General features: G+C 50.3%; 19 protein-coding genes and 1 pseudogene. 13 read left to right on the forward strand and 7 right to left on the reverse strand.

Annotated features, from left to right (window positions below; all coding sequences use genetic code 11):
- Positions 1-3: 3 nt before the first annotated feature.
- Positions 4-1437 (reverse strand): quorum-sensing sigma-54 dependent transcriptional regulator LuxO, encoded by a 1434-nt coding sequence (gene luxO, locus FH974_RS10535; protein ID WP_047884051.1) that lies wholly within the window; start codon positions 1435-1437, stop codon positions 4-6.
- A 466-nt stretch (positions 1438-1903) separates the two neighbouring features.
- Positions 1904-3940, reverse strand: coding sequence for an excinuclease ABC subunit UvrB (gene uvrB, locus FH974_RS10540; RefSeq protein WP_047884049.1), 2037 nt, complete (start codon positions 3938-3940; stop codon positions 1904-1906).
- 965 nt (positions 3941-4905) lie between these two features.
- On the opposite strand from uvrB, the gene rsxA reads away from it, so the two are divergent.
- The 7 genes and pseudogenes from rsxA to nth all read left to right on the forward strand — a co-directional run bounded on the left by rsxA (position 4906) and on the right by nth (position 11664).
- Positions 4906-5487 (forward strand): electron transport complex subunit RsxA, encoded by a 582-nt coding sequence (gene rsxA, locus FH974_RS10545; RefSeq protein ID WP_047884214.1) that lies wholly within the window; start codon positions 4906-4908, stop codon positions 5485-5487.
- Positions 5488-6069, forward strand: a complete 582-nt coding sequence (gene rsxB / locus FH974_RS10550) for an electron transport complex subunit RsxB (protein WP_047884048.1) — start codon at positions 5488-5490, stop codon at positions 6067-6069.
- Position 6070: 1 nt separating this feature from the next.
- Positions 6071-8507: pseudogene (gene rsxC / locus FH974_RS10555) on the forward strand (electron transport complex subunit RsxC).
- 2 nt (positions 8508-8509) lie between these two features.
- The gene (gene rsxD / locus FH974_RS10560) at positions 8510-9556 is read left to right on the forward strand and encodes an electron transport complex subunit RsxD (protein ID WP_047884046.1); all 1047 of its coding nucleotides are present in this window, start codon (positions 8510-8512) and stop codon (positions 9554-9556) included.
- 10 nt (positions 9557-9566) lie between these two features.
- Positions 9567-10193 (forward strand): electron transport complex subunit RsxG, encoded by a 627-nt coding sequence (gene rsxG / locus FH974_RS10565; protein ID WP_047884045.1) that lies wholly within the window; start codon positions 9567-9569, stop codon positions 10191-10193.
- A 10-nt stretch (positions 10194-10203) separates the two neighbouring features.
- Entirely contained in the window at positions 10204-10896 is a 693-nt protein-coding gene (locus FH974_RS10570) for an electron transport complex subunit E (RefSeq protein ID WP_047884044.1), read from the forward strand.
- A gap of 126 nt (positions 10897-11022) precedes the next feature.
- Complete coding sequence (gene nth / locus FH974_RS10575) at positions 11023-11664, forward strand: endonuclease III (protein ID WP_047884043.1); 642 nt, start codon at positions 11023-11025, stop codon at positions 11662-11664.
- A gap of 81 nt (positions 11665-11745) precedes the next feature.
- Here nth and FH974_RS10580 read toward each other — a convergent pair whose 3' ends face one another.
- Positions 11746-12120: a hypothetical protein gene (locus FH974_RS10580; RefSeq protein ID WP_242551822.1), complete on the reverse strand. Its 375-nt coding sequence runs from the start codon at positions 12118-12120 to the stop codon at positions 11746-11748.
- A 117-nt stretch (positions 12121-12237) separates the two neighbouring features.
- On the reverse strand, positions 12238-13125 hold the full coding sequence (motY, locus tag FH974_RS10585) for a flagellar protein MotY (RefSeq protein WP_047884042.1): 888 nt from the start codon (positions 13123-13125) through the stop codon (positions 12238-12240).
- A gap of 274 nt (positions 13126-13399) precedes the next feature.
- Here motY and rnt point away from each other — a divergent pair, with 274 nt between their 5' ends.
- The 4 genes from rnt to FH974_RS10605 all read left to right on the forward strand — a co-directional run bounded on the left by rnt (position 13400) and on the right by FH974_RS10605 (position 19978).
- The gene (gene rnt, locus FH974_RS10590) at positions 13400-14068 is read left to right on the forward strand and encodes a ribonuclease T (RefSeq protein WP_047884041.1); all 669 of its coding nucleotides are present in this window, start codon (positions 13400-13402) and stop codon (positions 14066-14068) included.
- Positions 14069-14485: 417 nt separating this feature from the next.
- Positions 14486-15745, forward strand: coding sequence for an outer membrane protein transport protein (locus FH974_RS10595; RefSeq protein ID WP_047884040.1), 1260 nt, complete (start codon positions 14486-14488; stop codon positions 15743-15745).
- A 34-nt stretch (positions 15746-15779) separates the two neighbouring features.
- Entirely contained in the window at positions 15780-18215 is a 2436-nt protein-coding gene (locus FH974_RS10600; protein ID WP_047884039.1) for a VolA/Pla-1 family phospholipase, read from the forward strand.
- Positions 18216-18715: 500 nt separating this feature from the next.
- Positions 18716-19978: an outer membrane protein transport protein gene (locus tag FH974_RS10605; RefSeq protein WP_207103264.1), complete on the forward strand. Its 1263-nt coding sequence runs from the start codon at positions 18716-18718 to the stop codon at positions 19976-19978.
- 267 nt (positions 19979-20245) lie between these two features.
- On the opposite strand, the gene FH974_RS10610 is transcribed toward FH974_RS10605, so the two are convergent.
- Positions 20246-20851 (reverse strand): peroxiredoxin C, encoded by a 606-nt coding sequence (locus tag FH974_RS10610; RefSeq protein WP_047884035.1) that lies wholly within the window; start codon positions 20849-20851, stop codon positions 20246-20248.
- 320 nt (positions 20852-21171) lie between these two features.
- Here FH974_RS10610 and FH974_RS10615 point away from each other — a divergent pair, with 320 nt between their 5' ends.
- Positions 21172-22494 carry a Na+/H+ antiporter family protein gene (locus tag FH974_RS10615; protein ID WP_047884034.1) on the forward strand — a complete coding sequence of 441 codons (1323 nt, stop codon included), beginning with the start codon at positions 21172-21174 and terminating at the stop codon, positions 22492-22494.
- 158 nt (positions 22495-22652) lie between these two features.
- Here FH974_RS10615 and FH974_RS10620 read toward each other — a convergent pair whose 3' ends face one another.
- Entirely contained in the window at positions 22653-22991 is a 339-nt protein-coding gene (locus FH974_RS10620) for a Grx4 family monothiol glutaredoxin (protein WP_047884033.1), read from the reverse strand.
- 306 nt (positions 22992-23297) lie between these two features.
- Here FH974_RS10620 and sodB point away from each other — a divergent pair, with 306 nt between their 5' ends.
- Complete coding sequence (sodB, locus tag FH974_RS10625) at positions 23298-23882, forward strand: superoxide dismutase [Fe] (protein WP_047884032.1); 585 nt, start codon at positions 23298-23300, stop codon at positions 23880-23882.
- Positions 23883-24146: 264 nt separating this feature from the next.
- On the opposite strand, the gene asd is transcribed toward sodB, so the two are convergent.
- Positions 24147-25262: an aspartate-semialdehyde dehydrogenase gene (asd, locus tag FH974_RS10630; protein ID WP_107193821.1), complete on the reverse strand. Its 1116-nt coding sequence runs from the start codon at positions 25260-25262 to the stop codon at positions 24147-24149.
- Positions 25263-25632 lie beyond the last annotated feature (370 nt).

Here is a 25632-nt window from a genome sequence, read left to right on the forward strand (position 1 = left end):
CAACTAACCTTGGGCTTCCTGCCAGGTTTGTAATTTTCGATAAATCGTTGACGGACTGACTTCCAATAAGCCCGCAGCGCGCGGAATATTTCCATCACAGGCATCGATGGCCGCCTGAATCGCTCGCTTTTCGACTACCCAGAGCGGTTCAACCTGTGACTTATCTACAATTTGGCTGGTTCCCACCGACGGTACTGGATCGCCCTCCAGCGGGGTACTCACCACTGTGTTACGAGGAGATGCAAAATTAACGCCACCATTGTTAATGGGAGGCGGAACCATCATCAGGGTGACTTCTTCACCACTATTGAGCACGACGATATTCCGAATTACATTCTGCAACTCTCGGACATTCCCCTGCCAGTGGTAGCGACGGAATAACTCCATGACTTCAGGTGCAAAACGGCTGAAATTTTTGCCCTCTTCCACTGACATCAACGCCAGCAGGGCATGCGCAATTTCAAGGACATCCTCCCCACGATCACGAAGTGGTGGCAGGGTTATCGGAATAACATGCAGGCGGTAGTATAGATCTTCACGAAAACGACCTTCTTGCACTTCCAACCACGGGTTACGGTTTGTTGCACAGACAAAACGGACGTCAACCGACTGCGTTTTGGATGAGCCCACCTTCTGATAAGTGCCGGTTTGAATAAAGCGAAGCAACTTGCTTTGCAAATCCAAATCCATTTCACATAACTCATCAAGAAACAGGGTGCCGTTGTTCGCCATCTCCACAGCGCCCTGACGCTCGGTCGATGCCCCGGTAAACGCACCTTTCACGTGGCCGAACAGTTCACTTTCAATCAGCTCTTTTGGAATCGCGGCACAGTTAAGCGCGACAAACGGCTTATCGCTGCGTGGGCTGGCAGCATGAATGGCTTCGGCACACACTTCTTTACCGGTTCCGCTTTCACCGGTAATAAAGACTGTCGCTTTACTGGAAGCCGCTGATTCAATCACCCGATACACGGCTTGCATCGGTAAGCTGTTCCCGATAAATCCCTGATACTGCGCACCGGTTTGTTTTGAGGTTGTCTGCCCTTCACTTTTGCGCTGTTCTTCTTTCAGCGCCTGATTGACTGTCACCCGGAGCCGATCGGCTTCGCACGGTTTAATCAAAAAGTCCTGAGCGCCATATCGCATGGCTTCAACCGCCACATCGATTGAACCATGCGCCGTCATGATCACGACCGGCACATTCGGATAATCATTTTTGACCGCTTCCAGCACTTCTAAACCGGTCATATCAGGCAATCGCAAGTCAAGCAGGATCAAATCCGGGACGGTATCTTTAATAAACGCCAGCGCATCGGAACCTGTTCCAACGATAGTGACAGCCACTCCAAGCGGATTCAGGTAGGACTTGTACAACGTCGCTACGGACGCCGTGTCTTCAACCATCAAGACTTGACGCTGTTTAGATTTGCTCTCCATTGCCCCTCCAAATCCAGTGACTCTTTACTAATTGTAATAAATAGAAAAAAAGAGGTATCACTTTTTTATTATGTTTGCATTTTTGTGCGAATTTTTCATTATGAATTGCATATTGATTTGCAAAATGCAATTCGCAGTACGGTTCTGCAAGTCAATCATGTTCAAAAACCCCACTATCCCCAATAAAAAAGTGCAATTAAAGAACACAACAAAAGTTGGCACAGTGCCTGCATTAACTATTGTGACTCTTCCTGAGAGTCAACCTAGCCAACTGACGTTGTTTGTGGAATATTTTCACTTAAACAATGACGCCAACCGACCTATTTTCGGTTGGCTTTTTTTTACCTGAAATTTGGCTACGCTGAACCGTTTGTCCTAATTCAGGCTGAAAAACTTGCCTTTCAGCCACTGATTACATGCAGCAAAGATACAAACTACAAAAAAACTACGGCTCAGCGACGACTACTCAACTGTTCGCGATGAACTGCTCTCTCAGGCTGTGGATCTTATCGCGCAACTCGGCCGCGGTCTCAAACTCCAGGTTCTGGGCAGCATCATACATTTGCTTTTCAAGTCCCTGAATTTCCGACTCCAGCTGCTGCGGAGTCATCGTGCTATACGTACCTTTCTTCTCAGCCACTTTATGCAGCTGTGCAGCCCGATTCGTTTTACGGCCTTTACCGGCACCACCCAGCTCCATGATGTCGGACACTTTCTTGTTGAGTGCTTGTGGCACAATGCCGTGCTTTTCATTGTGCGCGATCTGCTTGTCACGACGCCGGTTAGTTTCGTTGATCGCCCGTTCCATTGACCCGGTTATCCGGTCAGCGTACAGAATCGCGCGGCCTTCAAGGTGACGTGCCGCACGGCCAATTGTCTGGATCAGAGAACGCTCAGAGCGCAGGAAGCCTTCTTTGTCGGCATCCAGGATTGCCACCAGTGATACTTCCGGCATATCCAGACCTTCCCGCAACAGGTTGATCCCGACCAGCACATCAAACTCACCCAGACGCAAATCACGAATAATCTCAACCCGCTCAACGGTATCAATATCTGAGTGGAGGTACCGCACTTTTACCCCATGCTCACTCAGATATTCAGTCAGGTCTTCTGCCATACGCTTGGTCAGGGTTGTTACCAGCACCCGCTCATTTTTGGCCTCTCGAATACGGATTTCCGAGAGCAGATCATCCACCTGGGTGGCTACCGGTCGCACCTCAATTTCAGGATCCAGCAGGCCAGTAGGACGAACCACCTGCTCTGCAATTTCACCACCAGATTTATCAATCTCATAGCTGCCCGGCGTCGCAGAAATATAAAGCGTCTGCGGAGCCAGTGCTTCAAATTCTTCAAATTTCAAAGGTCGGTTATCCAATGCCGACGGCAGTCGGAACCCGTACTCAACCAGATTTTCCTTCCGGGAACGATCCCCCCGGTACATAGCCCCGATTTGCGAAACCGTCACGTGGGATTCATCGATGATCAGCAAACCATCTGGCGGCAGGTAATCAAACAGTGTCGGTGGCGGTTCACCTTCCGCGCGCCCACTGAGGTAACGGGAGTAGTTTTCGATACCGGAACAAAAGCCCAGTTCATTCATCATCTCAATATCAAACTGAGTACGCTGAGTAATACGCTGCTCTTCCACCAGCTTATTATTTGCCAGCAGATCTTTTTTACGGCTTATCAGCTCGACTTTGATGCCTTCAATAGCTTCCAGTACCCGTTCTCGCGGCGTGACGTAGTGGGTTTTCGGATAAATGGTATAACGCGGCAGATCGCGCTGCAGAATGGCGCCGGTAAGAGGATCAAACACACTGATACATTCCACTTCCTCATCAAACAGCTCGATACGGACGGCTTCTTTTTCCGATTCCGCCGGGAAGATATCAATGACTTCGCCACGCACCCGGAAATGCCCCCGCTCAAAAGCCATCTCATTACGGGTATATTGCAGCTCCGCAAGACGACGCAAGATATCGCGCTGGTCGATAATATCGCCACGGCGAATATGCAGCATCATTTTCAGGTATGAGTCCGGATCCCCCAGACCATAAATCGCCGACACCGAAGCAATAATGATGACATCGCGTCGCTCCATCAGCGCCTTAGTGGCCGACAGCCGCATTTGCTCAATGTGAGAATTCACCGAGGCGTCTTTTTCGATAAACGTATCCGTGGTCGGCACGTAGGCTTCCGGCTGATAGTAGTCATAATAAGAGACGAAATATTCCACCGCATTTTCCGGAAAGAACTCTCTCATCTCGCCATACAACTGCGCTGCCAGCGTTTTATTGGGAGCAAGAATCAAGGTAGGACGATCTGCTTCGGCAATCACATTCGCCACTGTGAAGGTTTTACCGGTTCCCGTTGCGCCCAGCAGCGTCTGGTGCGCCAGTCCGGCTTCCAACCCCTCCAGCAACTGCTTAATAGCCCCCGGCTGGTCACCGGAAGGAGCATAGTTGGAAGACAGCTTAAACGTTTTGCTAGAAGACTTATCCATAGAATTACCGTACTGGCTATATGATCAGTGGCCTACATTGTCCTATGCCGTTTTATTATGTCAATCATTCATCCAAGATCCAGCGTGCCACAATAGCTTTATGTATCTCCTGATCAGGGATTAACTGGCCTTATCTACACTCGACGCCATGGTTCAAAACTGAAACAAAAAATTTATATCTCACCTATTGATCCTAACTGGCTATCGGCGTATTATCACTGCCCTCACACAGCACATTGTCAACTTTATTTGGCAATACATCGCTTATCACCACCTCTTTTATACCTTTACTAGCACTTAGTTTCCCACAGCTTATCCAAGTTTCTGAGATTCTTAATTCACAGAAAAACGTGCCAGAAGAAATACCTGAAGTAATTACTCTAAATAAGATTTTCTGCCTCTTGCTTTTTTAGCTCATACCTTCTATTACAGCCATTTATTCCCTTTAACGATATCGATCAAAAAGCAACCACACCGTATCAAAAGGGCGCTCTATGCTATTTTTCCATATATCAATTAACACACTTATCCACAGTTTCCGTGGATAACTCAGCTAACGCCTTGTCTTTACAGGCCAAGAAAAAAGCAAGCGGATAATGACGCTTTTCACGCTTTTTCTAACGAGCGTTTAATTCAAACTCTAATTGAGCAACATTTAACCATAAACTCTTACTTTAGCCCTTCAACTTTACGAAACACTCCACCTAGGATCGGAATCTGATTCTGAGGTTCCCTCCTTTACATTCGCCCCGAGGGTCAAGCGGATAACTGCCGACAGTGACAAAAGGATGCCATGCTTTAAATTCTGGTGACTTTGGTTAAGGAAAGTTAACTTAACCGTCAACAACCGCAGAATGAATGGCGAAAAGGTCGCCGAAGAGCAAAAACCCTGCTCGATGGGAGTTGTTATAGATCTTACAAAGGCAGATAATATTAGGATCTTTTGGAAATTGTATTTTGGCGGTATGACTGAATACCTTCTGCTTCTTGTCGGTACAGTGTTGGTTAACAACTTTGTACTGGTCAAATTCTTAGGGCTTTGCCCCTTCATGGGGGTCTCCAAAAAACTGGAGACCGCAATCGGTATGGGCCTGGCAACCACATTTGTGCTGACGCTGGCCTCGGTCTGCGCGTACCTGGTCGAAACCTACATCCTTGTCCCGTTGGGCATTCAATATCTCAGAACCCTGAGTTTTATTCTGGTGATTGCAGTTGTCGTTCAGTTCACCGAAATGGTTGTGCATAAAACCAGTCCGACACTTTACCGACTGCTGGGTATCTTCCTGCCGCTGATCACGTCGAACTGTGCCGTTCTCGGCGTCGCGCTGCTGAACATCAATGAACGCCATAACTTTATCGAGTCCGTGATTTACGGTTTTGGCGCGGCTGTGGGCTTCTCACTGGTGCTGATACTGTTTGCCTCCATGCGTGAGCGCATTGCTGCCGCTGATGTACCGACCCCCTTTAAAGGTGCCTCTATTGCCATGATTACCGCGGGCCTGATGTCTCTGGCCTTTATGGGCTTTACTGGATTGGTGAAACTATAAATGAGTGGGTTAATCATTGCGGTTATCGCGATTGCCGTCCTTGCCGCTATTTTCGGTCTGATCCTGGGGTTCGCCTCCGTCCGCTTCAAAGTGGAAGCTGATCCGATTGTCGAACAGATTGATGCCATCCTACCGCAGACTCAGTGCGGCCAATGTGGATACCCGGGCTGCCGCCCTTATGCAGAAGCCATTGCCAACGGCGATGACATCAACAAATGCCCTCCGGGCGGTCAGCCAACCATCGAGAAACTGGCCGATCTGATGGGCATTGAAGTGCAGGAAATGGCGCACGATCCGGAAAAAAGCATCAAAAAAGTCGCTTTTATCCACGAAGACATGTGTATCGGCTGTACCAAATGTATTCAGGCTTGTCCGGTTGATGCGATCGTCGGCGGCACGAAGGCCCTGCACACCGTCATCAAAGAAGAATGTACCGGTTGCGACCTGTGTGTGGCACCTTGCCCGACGGATTGTATTGAGATGATTCCGGTCGAAACGACGCCTGAAAACTGGAAGTGGAATTTAAACCAGATTCCGGTGGTAAACCTTCCGGCAGAGCACAACGAGAACGCGGTGAAGTAACATGCTGTCAATTATCGAACAAATTAAACAAGGCCAGCTGTGGGACTTCCCCGGCGGAATTCACCCGCCTGAAAATAAAAAATTTCCAACAAAACACCCATCACTCATGCCGGTATTCCGGACGAACTGGTGCTGCCGTTAAAACAGCACATCGGTACCAAAGGCGACATTCTGGTTGCTGTTGGCGACAAAGTCCTGAAAGGCCAGCCGCTGACTAAAGGCGGCATGAGTATGTCGGTACCGGTTCACGCACCGACATCCGGCGTGATCACTGCTATCGAGCCCCGTACAACGGCACACCCGTCAGGTCTGACCGATTTGTGTATCGTGATCCAGACTGATGGCAACGATACCTGGGGCTCACAGCATAAAATCCCGGATTACCAGGAAAAGGAGTCCGGCGAGCTAATTGACGCCATCCGTTTCAGCGGCATTGCCGGTCTAGGCGGCGCGGGTTTCCCGACCGGACGGAAAATTCAGGGTAGCCTTGGTCTGGCTGAAATTCTGATTATTAATGCGGCTGAATGTGAACCCTACATTACCGCCGATGATCGCCTGATGCGCGATTACGCCGAGGACGTGATTGAAGGGATTCGCATCCTTCGTCATATCCTCAAACCCAAAATGACCATCATCGGTATTGAAGACAACAAGCCAGAGGCGATCAAAGCGCTGGAGCAGTGTGTCACGCCTGATGATAATATTCTGATCCGTGTCATTCCGACCAAATACCCGTCCGGCAGCTCCAAGCAGCTGGTGAAAATTCTGACCGGACGTGAAGTCCCGACTCAGTCACGTTCATCAGCCGTCGGCGTAATTGTTCAGAACGTGGGTACCGCTTTTGCGGTTAAGCGCGCCATTATCGATGGTGAACCACTGCTTGAGCGTGTCGTCACCCTGACCGGCGAAGCCATTAAAAAACGTGGTAATGTTTTTGCTCTGCTGGGCACGCCAATCTCTTACCTGCTGGACAAATACAGCTATAAAGCAGACAAAAAATACCCACGCGTGATTATCGGCGGGTCGCTGATGGGCTTTACCCTGCCCACCCGAATGTACCGATCACCAAGATCACAAACTGTATTCTTGCGCCCAAACGCCGCGAACTACCGCTCTACAACCATGAAATGGCCTGTATCCGATGCAGTGCCTGTGCGGAAGTTTGTCCTTCGTCTCTGTTACCGCAACAACTGCAGTGGTACGCCAAAGACGAGGATTTCGACAAATGTGAAGAATACAACCTGTTCGACTGTATCGAATGTGGGGCCTGCGCTTATGTCTGCCCGAGTGAAATCCCGCTGGTAAGCTACTACCGTCAGGCTAAAGCCGAAATTTACGCACGCCGTGAAGAAGCCGCAAATGCTGAACGTGCGAAACAGCGCTTTGAAGCTAAACAGGCCCGCTTTGAACGCGATAAAGCAGCACGAGAAGAACGCTTCAAGAAAGCCGCCGACACCCGCCGCCAGGAAATGGCAGACAAAGGGGGTGACGATGCTGTTGCAGCCGCTATCGCTCGCGTGAAAGCCAAACAGGCCGCCGCGACCCAAGAGACCGATAAGAAACCAGCAGTGGCTGCTGCGATTGCTCGCGCCAAAGCCAAACAGGCCGAAGCTGCGAAAGCCGCAACGACCGATGCCGTACCTGATAACAGTGAGATGGCCAAACTGCGCGAGGAGCGTAAACGTCAGGCACGTGAGCGTAAAGCCGCGAAAATGGCTGAAGATGCACAAAGTGCATCGGTAGACGCAACGAATACACCGCAATCCTCTGCCTCCGGCGATGAGAAAAAAGATGCGGTTGCCGCCGCCATTGCCCGTGCCAAAGCCCGCAAAGCGGCGCAACAGGCTCAGACTGACAGTAGTCTCGACGATGATGAGCCAGCATCTGAGGCAGCATCAACTCCGGCTGATGCAGCGCAATCAGATGATCCGAAGAAAGCCGCTGTCGCCGCCGCGATTGCACGCGCCAAAGCCCGCAAGGCCGCGCAACAGGCTCAGGCTGACAGCAGTCTCGACGATGCTGAGCCAGCATCTGAGGCAGCATCAACTCCGGCTGATGCAGCGCAATCAGATGATCCGAAGAAAGCCGCTGTCGCCGCCGCGATTGCCCGCGCCAAAGCCCGCAAGGCCGCGCAACAGGCTCAGGCTGACAGCAGTCTCGACGATGATGAGCCAGTTTCTGATGCAGCGCAATCAGATGATCCGAAGAAAGCCGCTGTTGCCGCCGCGATTGCTCGCGCCAAAGCCCGCAAGGCCGCGCAACAGGCTCAGGCTGACAGCAGTCTCGACGATGCTGAGCCAGTTTCTGAGGCACCATCAACTCCGGCTGATGTAGTGCAATCAGATGATCCGAAGAAAGCCGCTGTCGCCGCCGCGATTGCCCGCGCCAAAGCCCGCAAGGCCGCAAAAGAAGCTCAAGAAAAGAATGAGGAAAAATAACCGTGGCGTTTAATATTGCCAGCTCACCCCATGCGCACAGCCGTCGCAGCACCAGCAGCCTGATGCGCACGGTTATCTTCTGCACGTCACTGGGTGTTGCTGCCCAGTGGTATTTCTTTGGTTGGGGAGTATTAATTCAAATTGCCCTCGCTGCACTTGTTGCCGTTGTTACGGAAGCAGCAGTGCTGAAACTGCGTAAGCGCCCAATCACACCGTACCTGCGTGACAATAGTGCGCTGCTGACCGGGGTATTGATTGGTCTGTCGATTCCCCCACTGGCTCCTTGGTGGATTGCCGTTATCGGTACGCTGTTTGCTATCGTTATCGCCAAGCATCTTTACGGGGGCTTGGGGCAAAACTTGTTCAACCCCGCGATGGTTGCCTATGTGGTTCTGCTGATCTCTTTCCCGCTACAAATGACAACCTGGTTGCCGCCACAATCCCTGGCTGCAGAGCCTGTCAGCCTGACTGATAGCCTGATGGCTGTCCTGACCGGTTTCACCACCGACGGCTTCAGCATCCATCAACTCAGACTGTCTGTTGACGGGGTTACCATGGCAACGCCGCTGGACACCCTGAAGACTTCCCTGACAACAGGCCACACCGCCACTGAAATCCTGGCTGGGCCGGTTTTCGGCACCATTGCCGGCATCGGTTGGGAATGGGTCAATATCGGTTTTCTGATTGGCGGCCTGATCATGCTGAAAATGCGGGTCATTCAATGGCATATTCCAGTCGGTATGCTGGGCGCCCTGTTTGTGATCAGCCTGCTGGGCTTTATGATCAGCCCGGATAACACGGCTTCGCCGGTTTTCCACCTGTTTTCTGGCGCAACCATGCTGGGTGCCTTTTTTATCGCGACCGATCCGGTTTCGGCCTCAACAACAGTGAAAGGACGACTCGTGTTTGGCGCCCTGATTGGGGTTCTGGTTTACCTGATCCGCACCTTTGGCGGTTTCCCGGATGGCGTCGCATTCAGCGTGCTACTGGCCAATATGTGTGTACCCTTGATTGACTACTACACGCGCCCGCGCACCTTTGGCCATTAATGGAGCAACAATGATTAATGCAATGAAGAAAAACGGGGGATTGCTGGCAATTTTTGCCTTGCTGGCGACCACTCTGGTTTCAGTAACAAATCTGCTGACTGAAGACCGGATTCAGGAACAGCAGCAAAAAGAATTGCTGAAGGTACTCAATCAGGTTATCCCGGCCGACAGCCATGATAACGAACTGTATAAAAGCTGTACGCTGATCAACAATGAACAGTATTTGGGTACACCCACCCCAATGCCAGCCTATGTCGCTGAAAAAGCTGGCCAGAAAACCGGTATCGCTATCGAAGCCGTTGCGCCTGACGGCTACAGTGGTGCTATTAAACTGGTCGTCGGCCTGAATATTGATGGCAAGGTAACCGGGGTTCGCGTGCTCAATCACAATGAAACCCCTGGACTGGGCGACAAGATCGATACCCGGATCAGTAACTGGATTAACAGCTTTACCGGTAAAAAAGTCAACGGCGAGAAAGATACCCGCTGGGCAGTACGTAAAGACGGCGGGGAGTTTGACCAATTTACAGGGGCAACCATCACCCCACGTGCTGTGGTCGGTGCGGTAAAACGTGTATCACTGTACTACCAGCAAAATCAGCAGCACATTTTCGATCAGCCGCTGAATTGCGGATAAGGTTGAGGTCATGAACAACGAATTGATGAAAAACGGCCTGTGGAATAATAACCCGGCCATTGTGCAGTTGCTCGGGCTCTGCCCGCTGCTCGCGGTCTCTGCCACCGTCACCAACGCCCTGGGCCTGGGTCTGGCAACCACCGCTGTCCTGGTGGGCTCAAACCTGATTGTGTCTCTGGTACGTCAATGGGTGCCGTCGGAAGTCCGTATCCCGGTCTTTGTGATGATCATTGCATCGCTGGTGACATGTGTTCAGTTACTGATGAATGCTTACACCTTCGGCTTATACCAGTCTCTGGGGATTTTCATCCCTCTGATTGTGACCAACTGTATCATCATCGGCCGTGCCGAAGCGTTCGCTTCCAAAAATAACGCCCTGCCAGCCGCCCTTGATGGACTATGGATGGGACTCGGCATGACTGCGGCGCTGGTTGTACTGGGCGCACTGCGGGAAATTCTGGGTAACGGTACCCTGTTTGACGGTGCTGATCGTCTGCTGGGTGATTGGGCCGCCGCCCTGCGCATTGAAGTGTTCCACTTTGACAGCAGCTTCCTGTTGGCGATTTTGCCGCCAGGCGCATTTATCGGCGTAGGCTTTATGATTGCCCTGAAGAATGTTATTGATAAAAAGCGTGAAGAAAAAACCGCCGCGGAAAAAGAAAAGCCGGTTATTGAACGCGCCCGGGTTACCTCGGCTCAATAAGGCAATCGGCCCAAAGTAAGGTAACGCCCCGAAACGATCCCGCCGGGCAAGGATGTCCGGTGGATTTAAACCCAAGCACAAAACTATAAATACAAATTTACCTGTTAGCTTTAACTGGAAGTAACTATGAACAATGAAAAGCGTGTCCAGATTCTGGAACGCCTGCGAGCAGCAAACCCTCATCCGGAAACGGAGCTGAACTGGAGCTCCCCCTTTGAACTACTGATCGCTGTCCTCCTCTCTGCTCAGGCTACCGATGTCAGTGTTAACAAGGCGACAGACAAACTTTACAAAGTAGCCAATACACCACAAACCATGCTGGATCTGGGTGTCGATGGGGTGAAAGAGCACATCAAAACTATCGGTTTGTTCAATTCCAAGGCCGAAAACGTCATCAAGACCTGTAAAATTCTGGTTGAACAGCATGGCGGTGAAGTACCGGAAGATCGTGAGGCGCTGGAAGCATTACCCGGTGTCGGGCGTAAAACGGCGAATGTGGTCCTGAATACAGCCTTCGGCTGGCCGACCATCGCGGTCGATACGCATATTTTCCGGGTATCCAATCGCACCAAGTTTGCAATGGGTAAGAATGTCGATCAGGTCGAGCAGAAGCTACTGAAAGTGGTACCGAAGGAATTTAAAGTGGATGTTCACCACTGGCTGATCCTACACGGACGCTATACCTGTGTCGCGCGAAAACCACGTTGCGGCAGCTGTATTATTGAAGACCTCTGCGAGTACAAAGACAAGGTCTACCCGGAAGAATAAACCCGTTCGGGTTTCCGGCAACAAACAGTAAAAAGCCCGCATTACGGGCTTTTTACATATGGCGAGATGCGACGGAAAAGGCTATTCGTCTTCCGCGTTATCTCCCGCGTTTTCTTCGGAATCCACCTTGCCGAAATATTCCGTCACGACCGCACGATACATATTGTCGTCCGATGTCGGATCGTTAAATTCGATCGAATAGTACGGCATGATGCTTTCTTTAAGCTTTTCGGCGATTTGCATTTCCAGGTTCTCGACACTGACCGTACTGGTCAGTTCATAAGTCTCTGCCCTGTTCAGCCCCATTTCTTCTGCCTGCTCTTCAGTGATTTGCTGAGCGCTCACTTCGCCCGCCAGCTCTTTATCCACCTTGGTCGTGTCGCTGCCTAACACCACATCGTCCGCGGCCAGCACAGTGCCGGTACAAAACATTAAGAGCCATAACAGATTTTTCATAGCCACTACCTATCTTACTATTGTTGTTCTTAGTAAATTTAGTCAGTTCAGCTATAAGGTCCGCATTATTTATAAGACAGCGAAAATTCCGGTTCAGGCAGTACCAAATGCGCCCAGTTAAATAATTGAACGACCTAAGGAAATCACTACCCTGCGGTTTTTCCCTCGACCAATCGGGTTACTGCTGTCAGCAATCGGGCGGCGCTTACCGTACGCCTGTACCTGAATACGGTCTTTCGGCATCCCTATGGTCACAAAGTAGTCTTCCAGTTTCTTGGCTCGTCGTTCTGACAGTTGCTGATTTTCATCCTTGCTGCCTTCTGCATCGGTATAGGCTGCCACCAGCACCAAATCCACATCATCACTGTAGCGGATAAAGTCAGCAATCTGGGCCAGGCGCTGCTGAGACATTTTGTTCAGCTCATCGCTGTTATGACCATAATGCAATACGGTAAAGGCGATATCATCGAAACTGTACGGTAAGAGGTTGTCGATACACTGGCTGAACTGGTTGTATGAGTTCTGAAATGACACCGCAGACAACGACACTTCCACCAGCTTATTGCGGTGCTGCCAGTCGGCATAACTGAAGGTTGGATACCGGCCACTTTCCAACTCAGAAAGCATTGTCCAGGCCGTCTGCCCTCCGACATACCCATCGAACTGTTTATAAAATTTCAGACGGGTTATACGTTCGGCCTTGTCACCAGGCATCCAGCGTGGCGGCATCGACACCAGGCTGACATTGCTGCTCTGCCCCATCGGGCGGCGCATTTTCAGTTCAAAATCCAGATTCAGCTTTTTACCGGCACGGGAAACAAATTGTGCTTCACCAAAGTTCGGCACCGTGTGCAGCATTCGACATTCAAGTGGGGTATCCACAGCGACCTTCCAGCTCGACAGCGCTGGTTTAGCGACATACAGCTGTCTTGCTGAGACAGACGTATTCACCGCCATAGCCATGCAAAGCGCCAGACCGCTATATGTGAGAAGAGATTTCATCATTGCTACCGCACTCATTCACCGTACTTTTTCGTTAACGTGACATCGTTTGAACCGATTCCCGGCCAGAAGAGCAATCATACCGCGGTATTGACCGGTTCAACACCAGGACTTTCTCAATGCCCCGTTCTATTACCTAACGTATCGGGCTGTTCGTCAAAAACTTTAGCGTTTCCCTCCCTGGGTGTCCTTGGCCAGCCTGAACAACCAGTTTAAGGTTTAGGTCTGGAAATGAATCTGACATAATGGCCGACTCATTTTTATTCAGCACCGTGTTATGAGCCAAGATAACGAACTAAATACTCTCAAAAGTCGCTTTCGCGGCTACTTTCCTGTCGTCGTTGATGTTGAAACGGCAGGCTTCAATGCGAAAACCGATGCACTGCTGGAAATTTGTGCAGTCACCCTGCAAATGGATAAAGACGGCTGGCTGAAACCTGCCACCACCCTGCATTTCCACATCGAGCCTTTTGAGGGCGCGGTGATTCATCAGGAAGCATTGGATTTTAACGGTATTCGCGACCCGTTCAGCCCGCTGCGGGGTGCCGTGTCGGAAAACGCCGCGCTGAAAGAAATCTACAAGCAAATCCGTAAAGAGCTCAAGAACGCTGGCTGCTCTCGTGCCATCATGGTGGCGCACAACGCCACCTTTGATCACAGTTTCGTGATGGAGGCTTCTGAGCGCGCTAACCTGAAGCGCAATCCATTCCACCCGTTTGTGACTTTCGACACTGCGGCACTGAGTGGGCTGGCCTTCGGACAAACAGTTCTGGCCAAAGCCTGTACTGCGGCAGGGATCCCATTTGACAATAAAGAAGCCCATTCCGCTCTGTATGACACAGAGCGAACCGCGGAATTATTTTGTGAGATTGTTAACAAATGGAAAAAATTAGGGGGCTGGCCGGTTTTCGAAAATCAAACAGCTGACCTAGAAGAAGAAGCATAATTCAAACGAAGTCAACTCATCAGACCTCAGACCAAGCCCTGTAAATCAGGGCTTTGTCACAAACCTGCAAATCAATCCCCTCAATTTAATTGTGCGTTTTAAACGCAAAGCAATTAAACAATGCTCAATTAGACAGTTATATGAAAAACATAACGTTACATTAGGTTAACATTTCTAAGTTTGCCCGATATACTGATTTTCACTGTTTTGTCATGTTTAAAGTGATTTCCGTACAATAAAAATGTGCTGGTCGACAGCCGTGCTTCATCCCCCCGCTTGAGCAGGGCGAATAACGTTAAATACAGGGTTACCCCCAAGGCACCTGGCGGAATCACTCAAGACATTACAGCCATATATTGTTTTTCATTCATGGATTGAAGAACTAGAAGCAAAGTCTACAAAGAGGCAAGAATAATAATGTCTAAAAGAATCTCCATCACGGCCATAGCCGTCACCGCTGCGCTATTTAGTCTGAATACCCAAGCGGCCGGTTTCCAGGTCAACGAGCACTCTGCGTCAGGGCTAGGCAGAGCATTTGCTGGTGAAGTCGCCATCGCAGATAACGCATCCGTTCTTGCGCGTAACCCGGCCGCGATGGCAAGGTTCAAGCGTATGGAATTTTCTGGTGCGATCTCGTTGATTGATCCGTCAATCGACATCAGCACCGTCGGTTCATCACCCGCGCAAACGTATGAAGATGTGGCACCATTTGCTGCAGTTCCTGCCGGTTACTTTATCCAACCTATCAATGACAAATTTGCCTGGGGTATCGGCCTTTTCTCTAACTATGGTTTCGCCACTGATTACCCGACCGATGCCAACTTTGGCGCCCTGGCCGGTAAAACGGAACTGCTGACAGTTAACCTGAACCCGAACATTTCATGGCGAATCAACGATCAGTTCAGTGTCGGTGCAGGTGTTTCACTGGTTTATGCAGATGCAGAGCTGAACCGCCATTTCGGCAGCCTGGGCGCGGTTTTCGGTACATCTCCGAGTCAGACGCTGATTAACCTGAACGGCGACACCTGGGAGTGGGGCTGGAATGTGGGCATGCTGTGGGAACTGAACGAAAACCACCGCTTTGGTCTGAGCTACCGTTCGCAGGTTGACCTGGATTTTGACGGCAAATTCACCGATTACCTGGGGTCAGGTGTTGCCGGCTCCACACCGGGCAATCCGAAAACCGTTGATGGCAAGCTGTCTATCCCCCTGCCGGCTATTGCTGAATTTGGCGGCTTCCACCAGCTGACCAAACAGTGGGCGATCCACTATGGCATTCAGTGGACAGAGTGGAGCGAGTTCACCGAGCTGAAAGCCACCAGCCCGGACTGTGTCAACAACACCTGCCTATTTAAAGATGAAAGCTTTGACGACAACACCCGTTATTCCATCGGTGCGACTTACACGCTGAACCCGGAATGGACCCTGCGTGCAGGCTTCGCCTTTGATGAACAAGCCGGTGTAGCAACACTGAGTATCCCGGATACCGATCGCTACTGGTACTCTGCGGGCTTTACCTACACCTACAACAACGACCTGTCGATGGATGTGGGTATCACCTACCTGTACGGCAAGAGCAGTAACTTCGAAGAAGAATACGTCGATAGCCGTGAATACGAATTCCGTAGTGAAAACGACGCCTGGCTAGGCGCAGCACAGATTAACTACAAGTTCTGATTCTGACCACCTGATAACGCATAAAGGACATAACATGAATAAACATCTACTTGCTCTGGTGGTTGCCTCTTCTCTGGGCCTGACGGCTTGTGGCGATGACACCAAACTCAGCGGCGATCCAACTCAGGACCCGAGTATTGGCGAGAGCTTGAAAGCAGAAACCAAAGTCAAATTTGACATTGTTTCAGACCCGTCGAATCCCGTTATCGTCAAGCCAACGTACCTGGCGATGGACTCCGTCGATGGCACCATCAAATCTGATGGCAGCGTAGGAACTGAAACCTACTCAACTGATATCTCAAACCCGGAAGTGGCCTTCGGCAAAAATGACGGCTGGAGTACCAGCCAACCGCTGGTGATCGAGTTTACCGGCAATGCATTGGATGCCACCACTGCGGCAGCCAGCTTCTTTATGCTGGAAACCGGTAACCCGACGTCAGCCGATTACGCCAACGTTCAACCGGTCAAATTGTCAGAGGCCAATGGTGATTTTAAAGTGGTCGCGTCCGGCAATAAGCTGATCGTTACCCTGCTCAAACCATTGAAGCCATCGAGCCAATATCAGTACGCCGTGACCTCTGATCTGAAAGATGCGAAAGGTAACCCGGTTGGTATGAGCAACAGTTACTCGATTCTGAAATCGACTAACCCAACCCCAAACATTGCGCTGGAACCTGCCCAACAACTGACCCACCTGAGTGAAGCAACGTTTGCTGCCGCGGGCGTCGATAAGAGCAAGATCATCTTCTCTAACTGGTTTAGTACCGCCTCTGTAGGTAAAGTGCTGGATACGACCAAAGCCGTTCTGGCACAAACTATTGCGACAGTGCAAGCCGGTGGCCAACCAGGTGATATCTGGAAAGGGGAAGCCAACCCGAACAACGTGGATCTGACCTCGCTGTATCGTATGGATATTACCCCTGTAGATAATATTCCGACATTTTTGAACAACAACCCGGCACTGCGCGCGCTGGTTAACAACGATCAAGCAACGCTGGATCAACTGGCAGGGGCATACACAACGCTGGGCCTTCAAGTTTTCACCGGCACTATCAACCTGCCTTATTTCCTGAGCGACGAAACAGACAACCAGGAGTGGATGAAAACGCCTTGGCAGAGCGCAGTACCAAGTCTGGCGAAAATCAAGCACATCATGACCGAAGGCAGCGATGCGGATAAAGCCGCTGTGATGACATCGTTACAAGGCATCGACATCACGAAGCTGCTGCAAGGTGACACTGTCGAGTTTATCAAACTGATCGGTGCTAAAGTCACGCTGGCTGATGGCTCTCGTCTCGACAGTGAACGTCTGGTCACACAGTACAGCCCGCTGCCGCAGATCAAATCGGTCAAACAAGTTCCGATCGTTCTGATCATGCCGGCAAATGCGGCTGATGCCGGTGCCGTTATCTATCAGCACGGTATCACTTCTGTGAAAGAAACCGCGTTTGTCTTTGCTGCCCAGCATATCGGCGCAGCATCAACCGCAGGCATGACCCCGAAAACAATCATCGCGATTGATCATCCTCTGCATGGTGAGCGAGCGTTAGCTGACGGTACCGTCACCACTCCGGCCACCGCATCGGTTTACATGAACCTGCAATACCTGAATGTGGCACGTGACAATATCCGCCAAAGCATCATTGATGATCTCGGGGTACGTACGTCTCTGACAATCATGCAAGCAGGTGGCCACCCGCTGCTTACGCAGATGAATACGCAGGATGTCAGTTTCTTTGGTCACTCACTGGGGGCGATCAGCGGCATTGGCACTTATCGTCTGGCAAACCAGTCGCTGGGTAAACCAGAGGCCGATGCATTATTCAACTTCACTTCCGGTGCCTTTGCTAACCCAGGCGGTGGTATTCCGTCCCTGCTGCTGGAATCTGCCACTTTCGGCCCGACAATCAAGCACTCGCTGCTGATGGGAGCAAAAGTGGATGCCTATGTGGCGAACTGTGGCAGTGCAGGCGCTTTAGGCGGAGCATGCTTCAACACCTTCTACGGCAGCCTGGATACAACGACTCAGGGCACAATTGATGCGCTTTTCAGTGAGTTTGGCTACGCTGCACAAACGGTACTGGATACAGTGGATCCATATAACCTGGCGAAAGATGTCAACGGCCCGGTGTACGTGATGCAAGCGGCCAATGACAGTGTCATTCCGAACCAAACCATGAAATTCAGCATTATGGGTGGTACAGAACCGTTAGCCAAACAGCTGAAACTGGATGATCTGAACAACTACAGCAGTGGTGAAGTCAGACACATTGCCCGCTTTAACAGCGGCTCGCTGGCACAGCACAGCACAGTGATTGCGCCTCAGCTGGTCGATGGCGAAGGGAATCCTCTTGACCCGGGTACGGCTCAAGCCGCTACCAATGAGGCCCAACTGGAAGTTGCGACCTTTAACGCCAGCGGCGGTCAAGGTGTTTTTGTCGCGGATGGCACGCTGATTCAACCGGAATAACACACCGTCACACCCCGCTATTCGTAGCGTAAAGAGGCCAGCGTTTAAGCTGGCCTCTTTTATTTTGTCCTCATGCTACGTGCCCTTTGCTCTTTGATTTTCTCTTTACGGTTTGTCATAGCCCGACATTTCGCTGCGCCATCGCAATCTATTTTGTGATCGTAATAGCAAATACGAAAACGCAGAAAAAAAGAGACACAGTGAAAATTAAACGCTCGCACTTTTAGCGCCTGATTCATTCAAACAACACCTTCACCGCGCTTCTGAAAAGAAGTCTCACAGAGCAATCAATAGAGTAAATAATCCAAACGGTCATTTCATTTTTATTGACCACTTTGAAATTAAGACGCTGAGTTTTCGTATATTTTATAAAAAAACCCATTGTTAACGACATGTTAACAATGGGTTTTTCCGTCTTTATACTGCTTTTGACCGACTGGAGAGGTTCAACAATTTTCATTCACGGACAGAACAATCAGAATTATTAAAAGGCGAACATCATGGATAGAAAAATCGCACCCACGCTCCTTCCTGCAACTTGTATCTTCCTGTCATTCAACACATTTGCTGCCGGATTTCAGGTGAATGAGCACTCCGCCTCTGGACTTGGCAGAGCATTTGCCGGCGAAGCGGCCATTGCCGACAACGCCGCGTCGCTGGCCCATAACCCGGCATCAATGACCCGATTTGACCGCATACAGATTGCCGGCGCATTAACCTTACTGAACCCGGAAGTCGATATTGAAACACTCAATACCGAGCCACCTCAGAGATACAATGACATCGCGCCATTTGCGGCAATACCGGCCTCTTACTTCATCCAGCCGGTCAACGACCAGTGGGCATGGGGGCTGGCGCTGTTTTCGTCCTATGGCGTCGCCACCGAATACCCGACGGAAGCCCATTTCGGGTCACTGGCCGGTAAAACGGATTTACTGACCATCAACATCAACCCAAACCTGGCATGGCGTATCAATGAACACTTGAGTGTCGGCGCAGGCGTGTCACTGGTTTACGCCGATGCGGAACTCAAAAGGCATTTTGGCGGGTTGTCGACCGCTTACGGCATATCGCCATCCCAGGATCTCGTCAAGATGACCGGCGACACCTGGGAATGGGGCTGGAATGCCGGGATACTGTGGGAGCTGAATGCCAATCATCGCTTTGGCCTTAATTATCGGTCGCAGGTGGATTTGGACTTCAGCGGTGAATTTGTTGACTCTCAGGGTGCCAGTATTCCCGGCGCCTCGTATGATACCCCACAAAAAACAACCAGTGACTTAACCGTGGTGCTCCCTGCCATTGCAGAATTTAGTGGCTATCATCAGTTCACCAGCCAGTGGGCGCTTCATTATAGTATTCAGTGGACCCAGTGGAGTGAGTTTAAAGAGCTCAGGGCAACCAGTAAGGAATGCCGCAACAGCTTGTGTCTACTGAAAGAAGAAGATTTTGATGACAGTTTCCGTTATTCCATCGGTGCCACTTACTTTTTATCGCCGCAATGGACCTTACGTGCCGGGTATTCCTACGATGAGCAAGCCGGTGCCGCAACGCTGAGCATTCCTGATGCCAGCCGTTACTGGTATGCGACAGGCGCGACTTATCGCTACACCTCTCAGTGGTCATTCGATGTCGGTATCATGTACATCCGAGGAAAAAGGGATACATTTACAGAAACGTATGTGGATGGGCAGGAATACCCGTTCCGCAGTGCGAAAAGCGACGCCTGGGCGGGCTCAGCCCAAGTTAACTATACGTTCTGATGACTGTATTTAACGCAATTAATCTCAATACGTTAAAGCTTACACACACCAAATGACACGGCATGGATTCACCAGCCAGAAACCATGTCGCGTCCACTGTATGAACTAAAAAGGCTAGCCAACCGGCTAGCCTTTGATTATCTGTGACGCTATTGATTGCTTCTTACTATTGATTGTTTCTTACTTCTGGGTGTTTCTAAATTCATTGATATCTTCTGGCTTCACAGTATTTGCGTATCACGCCAGCGCAAGGGCCAATGAAAGTGATTACAGATCGTCAGTGTGAGCAGACAGGTATTTAGCGACACCTTCTGGTGACGCGTTCATCCCTTCTTTTCCTTTTTCCCACTGCGCCGGACACACTTCACCGTGCTCTTCGTGGAATTGTAGCGCATCGACCATACGCAGCATTTCGTCGATATTACGCCCCAGAGGTAGATCATTCACGACTTGATGACGCACAATACCGTGTTTATCAATCAGGAATGAACCACGGAAAGCCACACCGGCTTCCGGATGTTCAACATCGTACGCCTGGCAGATTTCATGCTTGGTATCAGCCACCAGCGGATATTGGACAGCACCGATACCGCCGTCTTCCACCGCCGTGTTACGCCAAGCATTGTGGGTGAACTGTGAGTCAATCGATACGCCAATCACTTCCACGCCACGTGCTTTGAACTCGTCGTATCGCTTATCAAAAGCGATCAACTCAGATGGGCATACGAAAGTGAAATCCAGTGGATAGAAGAAAAGAACAGCCGGCTTGCCTTCAATGTGCACATTCAGGTTGAAACGCTCAACAATCTCACCGTTACCCAATACAGCAGCGGCAGTAAAATCAGGGGCAGGACGGCCTACAAGTACGCTCATAACAAACTCCATGTTGAAAACGCCGGGCAGATAAACGCAGCCGGCAGAGTGGTTAGTCAGCCGTTATAACGCTATGATCTAACGACTGGTTCTAGATAATGTTCTGGCTGAACCAGTATAGGCAGACCATGATGACAACGATAAGACATGGCGCACAGATAAAGAAATTTGCCGCGAATATGAATTTTTACTCGACATGTTGTCATTTTTCAGCAAACTGATCGTTTTTGAGCAAAAAGCCAAAAATAAATAAGAAATACTGCATACCTTTGCAGTAACACGTAATTTTATGACATACACAACGGACGGATCTTAAGTATATGAACCCTGTAGTGATATCGGTATGCGTAATGCTTTTGCTCGCACTGATGCGGGTAAATGTTGTTGTCGCGCTTACCTTCAGTGCCATACTCGGCGGTCTGATTGGCGGACTACCCCTGGCTGAAACGATCTCTGCCTTTGAAGGCGGCTTAGGTGACGGAGCAACAACCGCGCTAAGTTACGCAATGCTGGGCACCTTTGCCGTAGCCATTTCCCGTTCAGGCATCACAGATGTTCTGGCGCAAAAAGTCATTACCCGTATTAGCGGCCACCATAATGCGGCGGCGGCAACCGGCGTTAAATATTCCGTTCTTACCATTCTTGTGCTGTTAGCCATCTCTTCTCAGAACGCGATCCCGGTACATATTGCTTTCATTCCGATTGTCATCCCGCCCCTGCTGCATGTTTTTGCCAAGCTGAAGCTGGATCGTCGTCTGATCGCCTGTGTACTGACTTTCGGCCTGGTGACTCCGTACATGGTGCTGCCGCTGGGCTTTGGCGGTATCTTCCTAAACAACATCCTGCTGAAAAATCTGCATGACAACGGTCTGGATGTCAGCGCGGCTCAGGTACCTTACGCGATGCTGTTACCGGCGATGGGGATGGTGTTTGGCCTGCTGCTGGCCGTGTTTGTCAGCTACCGCAAGCCACGTGAATACTCGGAAGAGAAAATCCTGGCCAACGAGCCTGAACACGCCACCATTAACATGCACCATGTGTATATCGCCATGGTTGCCATTGTAGCCGCGTTGGGTGCTCAGGTGTTCAGTGGCTCAATGATCATCGGTGGTTTGATTGGCTTTATGGTGTTTACGTTCGCCGGTGTGATTAAGTGGAAAGAAACCCACGATGTGTTCACTAAAGGTGTTCACATGATGGCGATGATTGGTTTCATCATGATTGCTGCGGCTGGCTTTGCTTCAGTGATGAAAGCCACAGGCGGCGTAGAAACGCTGGTCAGCTCTCTGGCAGACGTCATTGGCGACAACAAACCGATGGCAGCTCTGCTGATGCTGGTTGTGGGTCTGCTGGTAACTATGGGTATCGGCTCATCATTCTCGACGATTCCGATTCTGGCCACTATTTATGTGCCGCTGTGTCTGACTTTCGGCTTCTCACCGCTGGCAACCGTTGCGCTTGTAGGTACTGCTGCCGCGCTGGGTGACGCGGGGTCCCCGGCTTCAGACTCTACATTGGGTCCGACATCTGGCCTTAACGCTGATGGGCAGCACGAGCATATATGGGAAACCGTCGTACCGACATTCATCCACTATAACCTGCCGCTTATTGCATTTGGTTGGCTGGCGGCCATGGTGCTGTAATCTCAGCGACACTAACCAAATCATCCGTTCCCTCATGAGGGGATCAGACAAAAAGACCGCTTCGGCGGTCTTTTTTCTTTCACCGGCTTATTGCCCTGCAGATAAACAAAAACCCCGGCCATTTGGCCGGGATTTCAGTTGCGTTCAGCAATAATGCCTTATTCGGCAGCGGCACCGTCACGGCGCTCAGCAGCTTCTTTGATCAGCGGCTGAAGTTCACCTTTCTGGAACATCTCAATGATGATGTCGCAACCGCCAATCAGTTCACCTTCAACCCATAGCTGTGGGAAAGTCGGCCACTGTGCGTAAGCAGGCAGTTCAGCACGGATATCTGGGTTTTGCAGGATATCGACGTAGGCAAACTTCTCACCACAAGCCATCAGTGCTTGAGAAGCTTGAGAAGAAAAGCCACAGCTAGGCAGTTTTGGTGAGCCTTTCATGTACAACAGAATTGGGTTTTCGGCAATCTGCTGCTTAATTTTGTCGATGGTTTCCATAGCTTCCTCTTACGACTTGCTTATAAGTTAAATATATCAGTCCCTCATTCTACTTTGTCAGCCAGGAGAAAAACAGGACTTAATTATAGGGTTATTCAAGACCGAACTTTTTTACCCCGAACACTTTTAATAAAGAAAAAAGTTGCTAAAATGATTTCAAAGTCGCAAACGGCCCTTTACCTTAAAATTATAGTTATTCAGGTACCGCGGTCCTTTCGATGTGAGTCAGTTTCAAAAAAGTTGGCTGATGCCGACTGGAAGCAATGTCGAGGGGATATCCCCCAAACCAAAATGGAGAACCGAGCAATGGCATTTGAACTACCAGCTCTACCTTATGCAATCAACGCTCTTGAGCCGCACATCTCTCAAGAAACTCTTGAGTACCACCACGGCAAACACCACAACACTTACGTGGTTAAGCTGAACGGTCTGATCGAAGGTACTGAGCTAGAAAACCAATCTCTGGAAGAAATCATCAAGACTTCTACTGGCGGCGTTTTCAACAATGCAGCTCAAATCTGGAACCACACTTTCTACTGGCACTGCCTGAGCCCAAATGGTGGCGGTGAGCCAACTGGCGAAGTGGCTGACGCTATCGTTAAAGCGTTTGGTTCTTTCGAAGAGTTCAAAGCGAAGTTCACTGACGCAGCAATCAACAACTTCGGTTCTTCTTGGACTTGGCTGGTGAAAAAAGCTGACGGTTCTCTGGACATCGTTAACACGTCTAACGCTGGTACTCCTCTGACTGAAGAAGGTGTAACTCCAGTTCTGACTGTTGACCTGTGGGAACACGCTTACTACATCGACTACCGCAACCTGCGTCCAGACTACATGAGCGCGTTCTGGGCTCTGGTTAACTGGGAATTCGTTGCGAAAAACCTGGCTGCTTAATCTGCCCGGTTAACAACGTATCCCGAGTCTGTTTCAGACTCTCTAAACGCCTGCCTTGTGCAGGCGTTTTGTTTTCTGCCCAGCCAGAACCTATTGGCTTTCTTCCCTCGTGCACACGGGCTGTTTTTTCTCTTTTCCCCGCCGCTCCCGTTTATTCCCGCTATAACGTTGCCGCCAAACAGCAGGCATAAAAAAACGCCTGCCAAGGGCAGACGTTTTTGGTGTTTGTGAACCAACCTTGCTTTCGGCAGGTTGTTCTGGCACTTAGTGTTTTTCAGCCAGAATAATACGCAGCGTACGACGCAGCGGCTCCGCAGCACCCCACAGAAGCTGATCACCAACGGTGAATGCATTCAGGAAGTCGTCGCCCATGGCCAGTTTGCGCAGACGCCCGACTGGCACAGTCAGCGTACCGGTTACTTTCGTCGGGCTCAGTTCTTGTGCTGTGATATCGCGATCGTTCGGGATCACTTTCACCCAATCGTTGTGAGATGCGATGATTTCTTCAATCTCGTCCAGCGGCACATTTTTCTTCAGTTTCAGCGTCAGTGCCTGGCTGTGACAACGCATTGCGCCGATACGTACGCAAGTACCGTCGATAGCAATCGGGTTGCTTTCCGTACCCAGGATCTTGTTGGTTTCTACCGAACCTTTCCACTCTTCTTTGCTCTGGCCGTTGTCGCGCTTAACGTCGATCCACGGAATCAGAGAGCCCGCCAGCGGTACACCAAATTCTTGGGCAGGGAAGTTTGAAGAGCGCATGACCTCAGCCACTTTACGGTCGATATCCAGAATAGAGGTAGATGGATCAGCCAGCTCACTTGATACTGCGTCATTGATCACGCCCATCTGGCTGATCAGTTCACGCATGTTCTTGGCACCGGCACCTGACGCCGCCTGATAGGTTTGCGCCGTCATCCACTCAACCAGACCGGCTTTGTACAGACCGCCAACAGCCATCAGCATCAGGCTGACAGTACAGTTACCGCCTGCAAACGTGGTCACCCCTTTGTGCAGACCCTGAACCATTTGATCGTAGTTCACAGGATCCAGCGCAATGATGGCATCATCTTTCATTCGCAGCGTTGACGCGGCATCAATCCAGTAGCCTTTCCAACCAGCCTGGCGTAGCAGCGGGTACACCTTCTCGGTATAGCTGCCACCCTGACAGGTAATGATAGCGTCCAGTTTTTTCAGACTCTCGATATCAAACGCGTCCTGAAGGACACCGGCATCTTTACCAAAATTTGGGGCAGGAATCCCAATCTGGGAGGTAGAAAAGAAAACCGGCTCAATCAGATTGAAATCACCTTCTTCTACCATGCGCTGCATTAGGACAGAGCCCACCATACCGCGCCAACCCACTAAGCCTACTTTCATCATGTGCACAACACTCCCTGATCATTTCCTATCGGTTGAACTATCGAAAACATCATTTCACTGGCATGACGTTGTCGATAGCAGTAACGACAGCCAGCCCTCATCTATATTAATTTCAGCCCCGAAACACAAGTAATTTATGCACCGGCGCTGTAAGAAAAATCACTTCAGTGTAATGGAATTACTCGGCGAGATCATTTCCCTGGTGTTCAACTGCTGCAAATTCATGCTTTCAATTGTCGAGATTTGCGGGCCAGAAATCAGCCACATCTGGATCAAACAACCACCGAAACAAATGATAATGAACAAAAACATAGCCAATAATCAAAAAATGCAACGTAACATCATAAATTTAACTCATCACTTTTTT

Origin of the sequence: Photobacterium ganghwense (genome assembly GCF_017329545.1) — a bacterium.
GTDB classification, from domain to species: domain Bacteria; phylum Pseudomonadota; class Gammaproteobacteria; order Enterobacterales; family Vibrionaceae; genus Photobacterium; species Photobacterium ganghwense.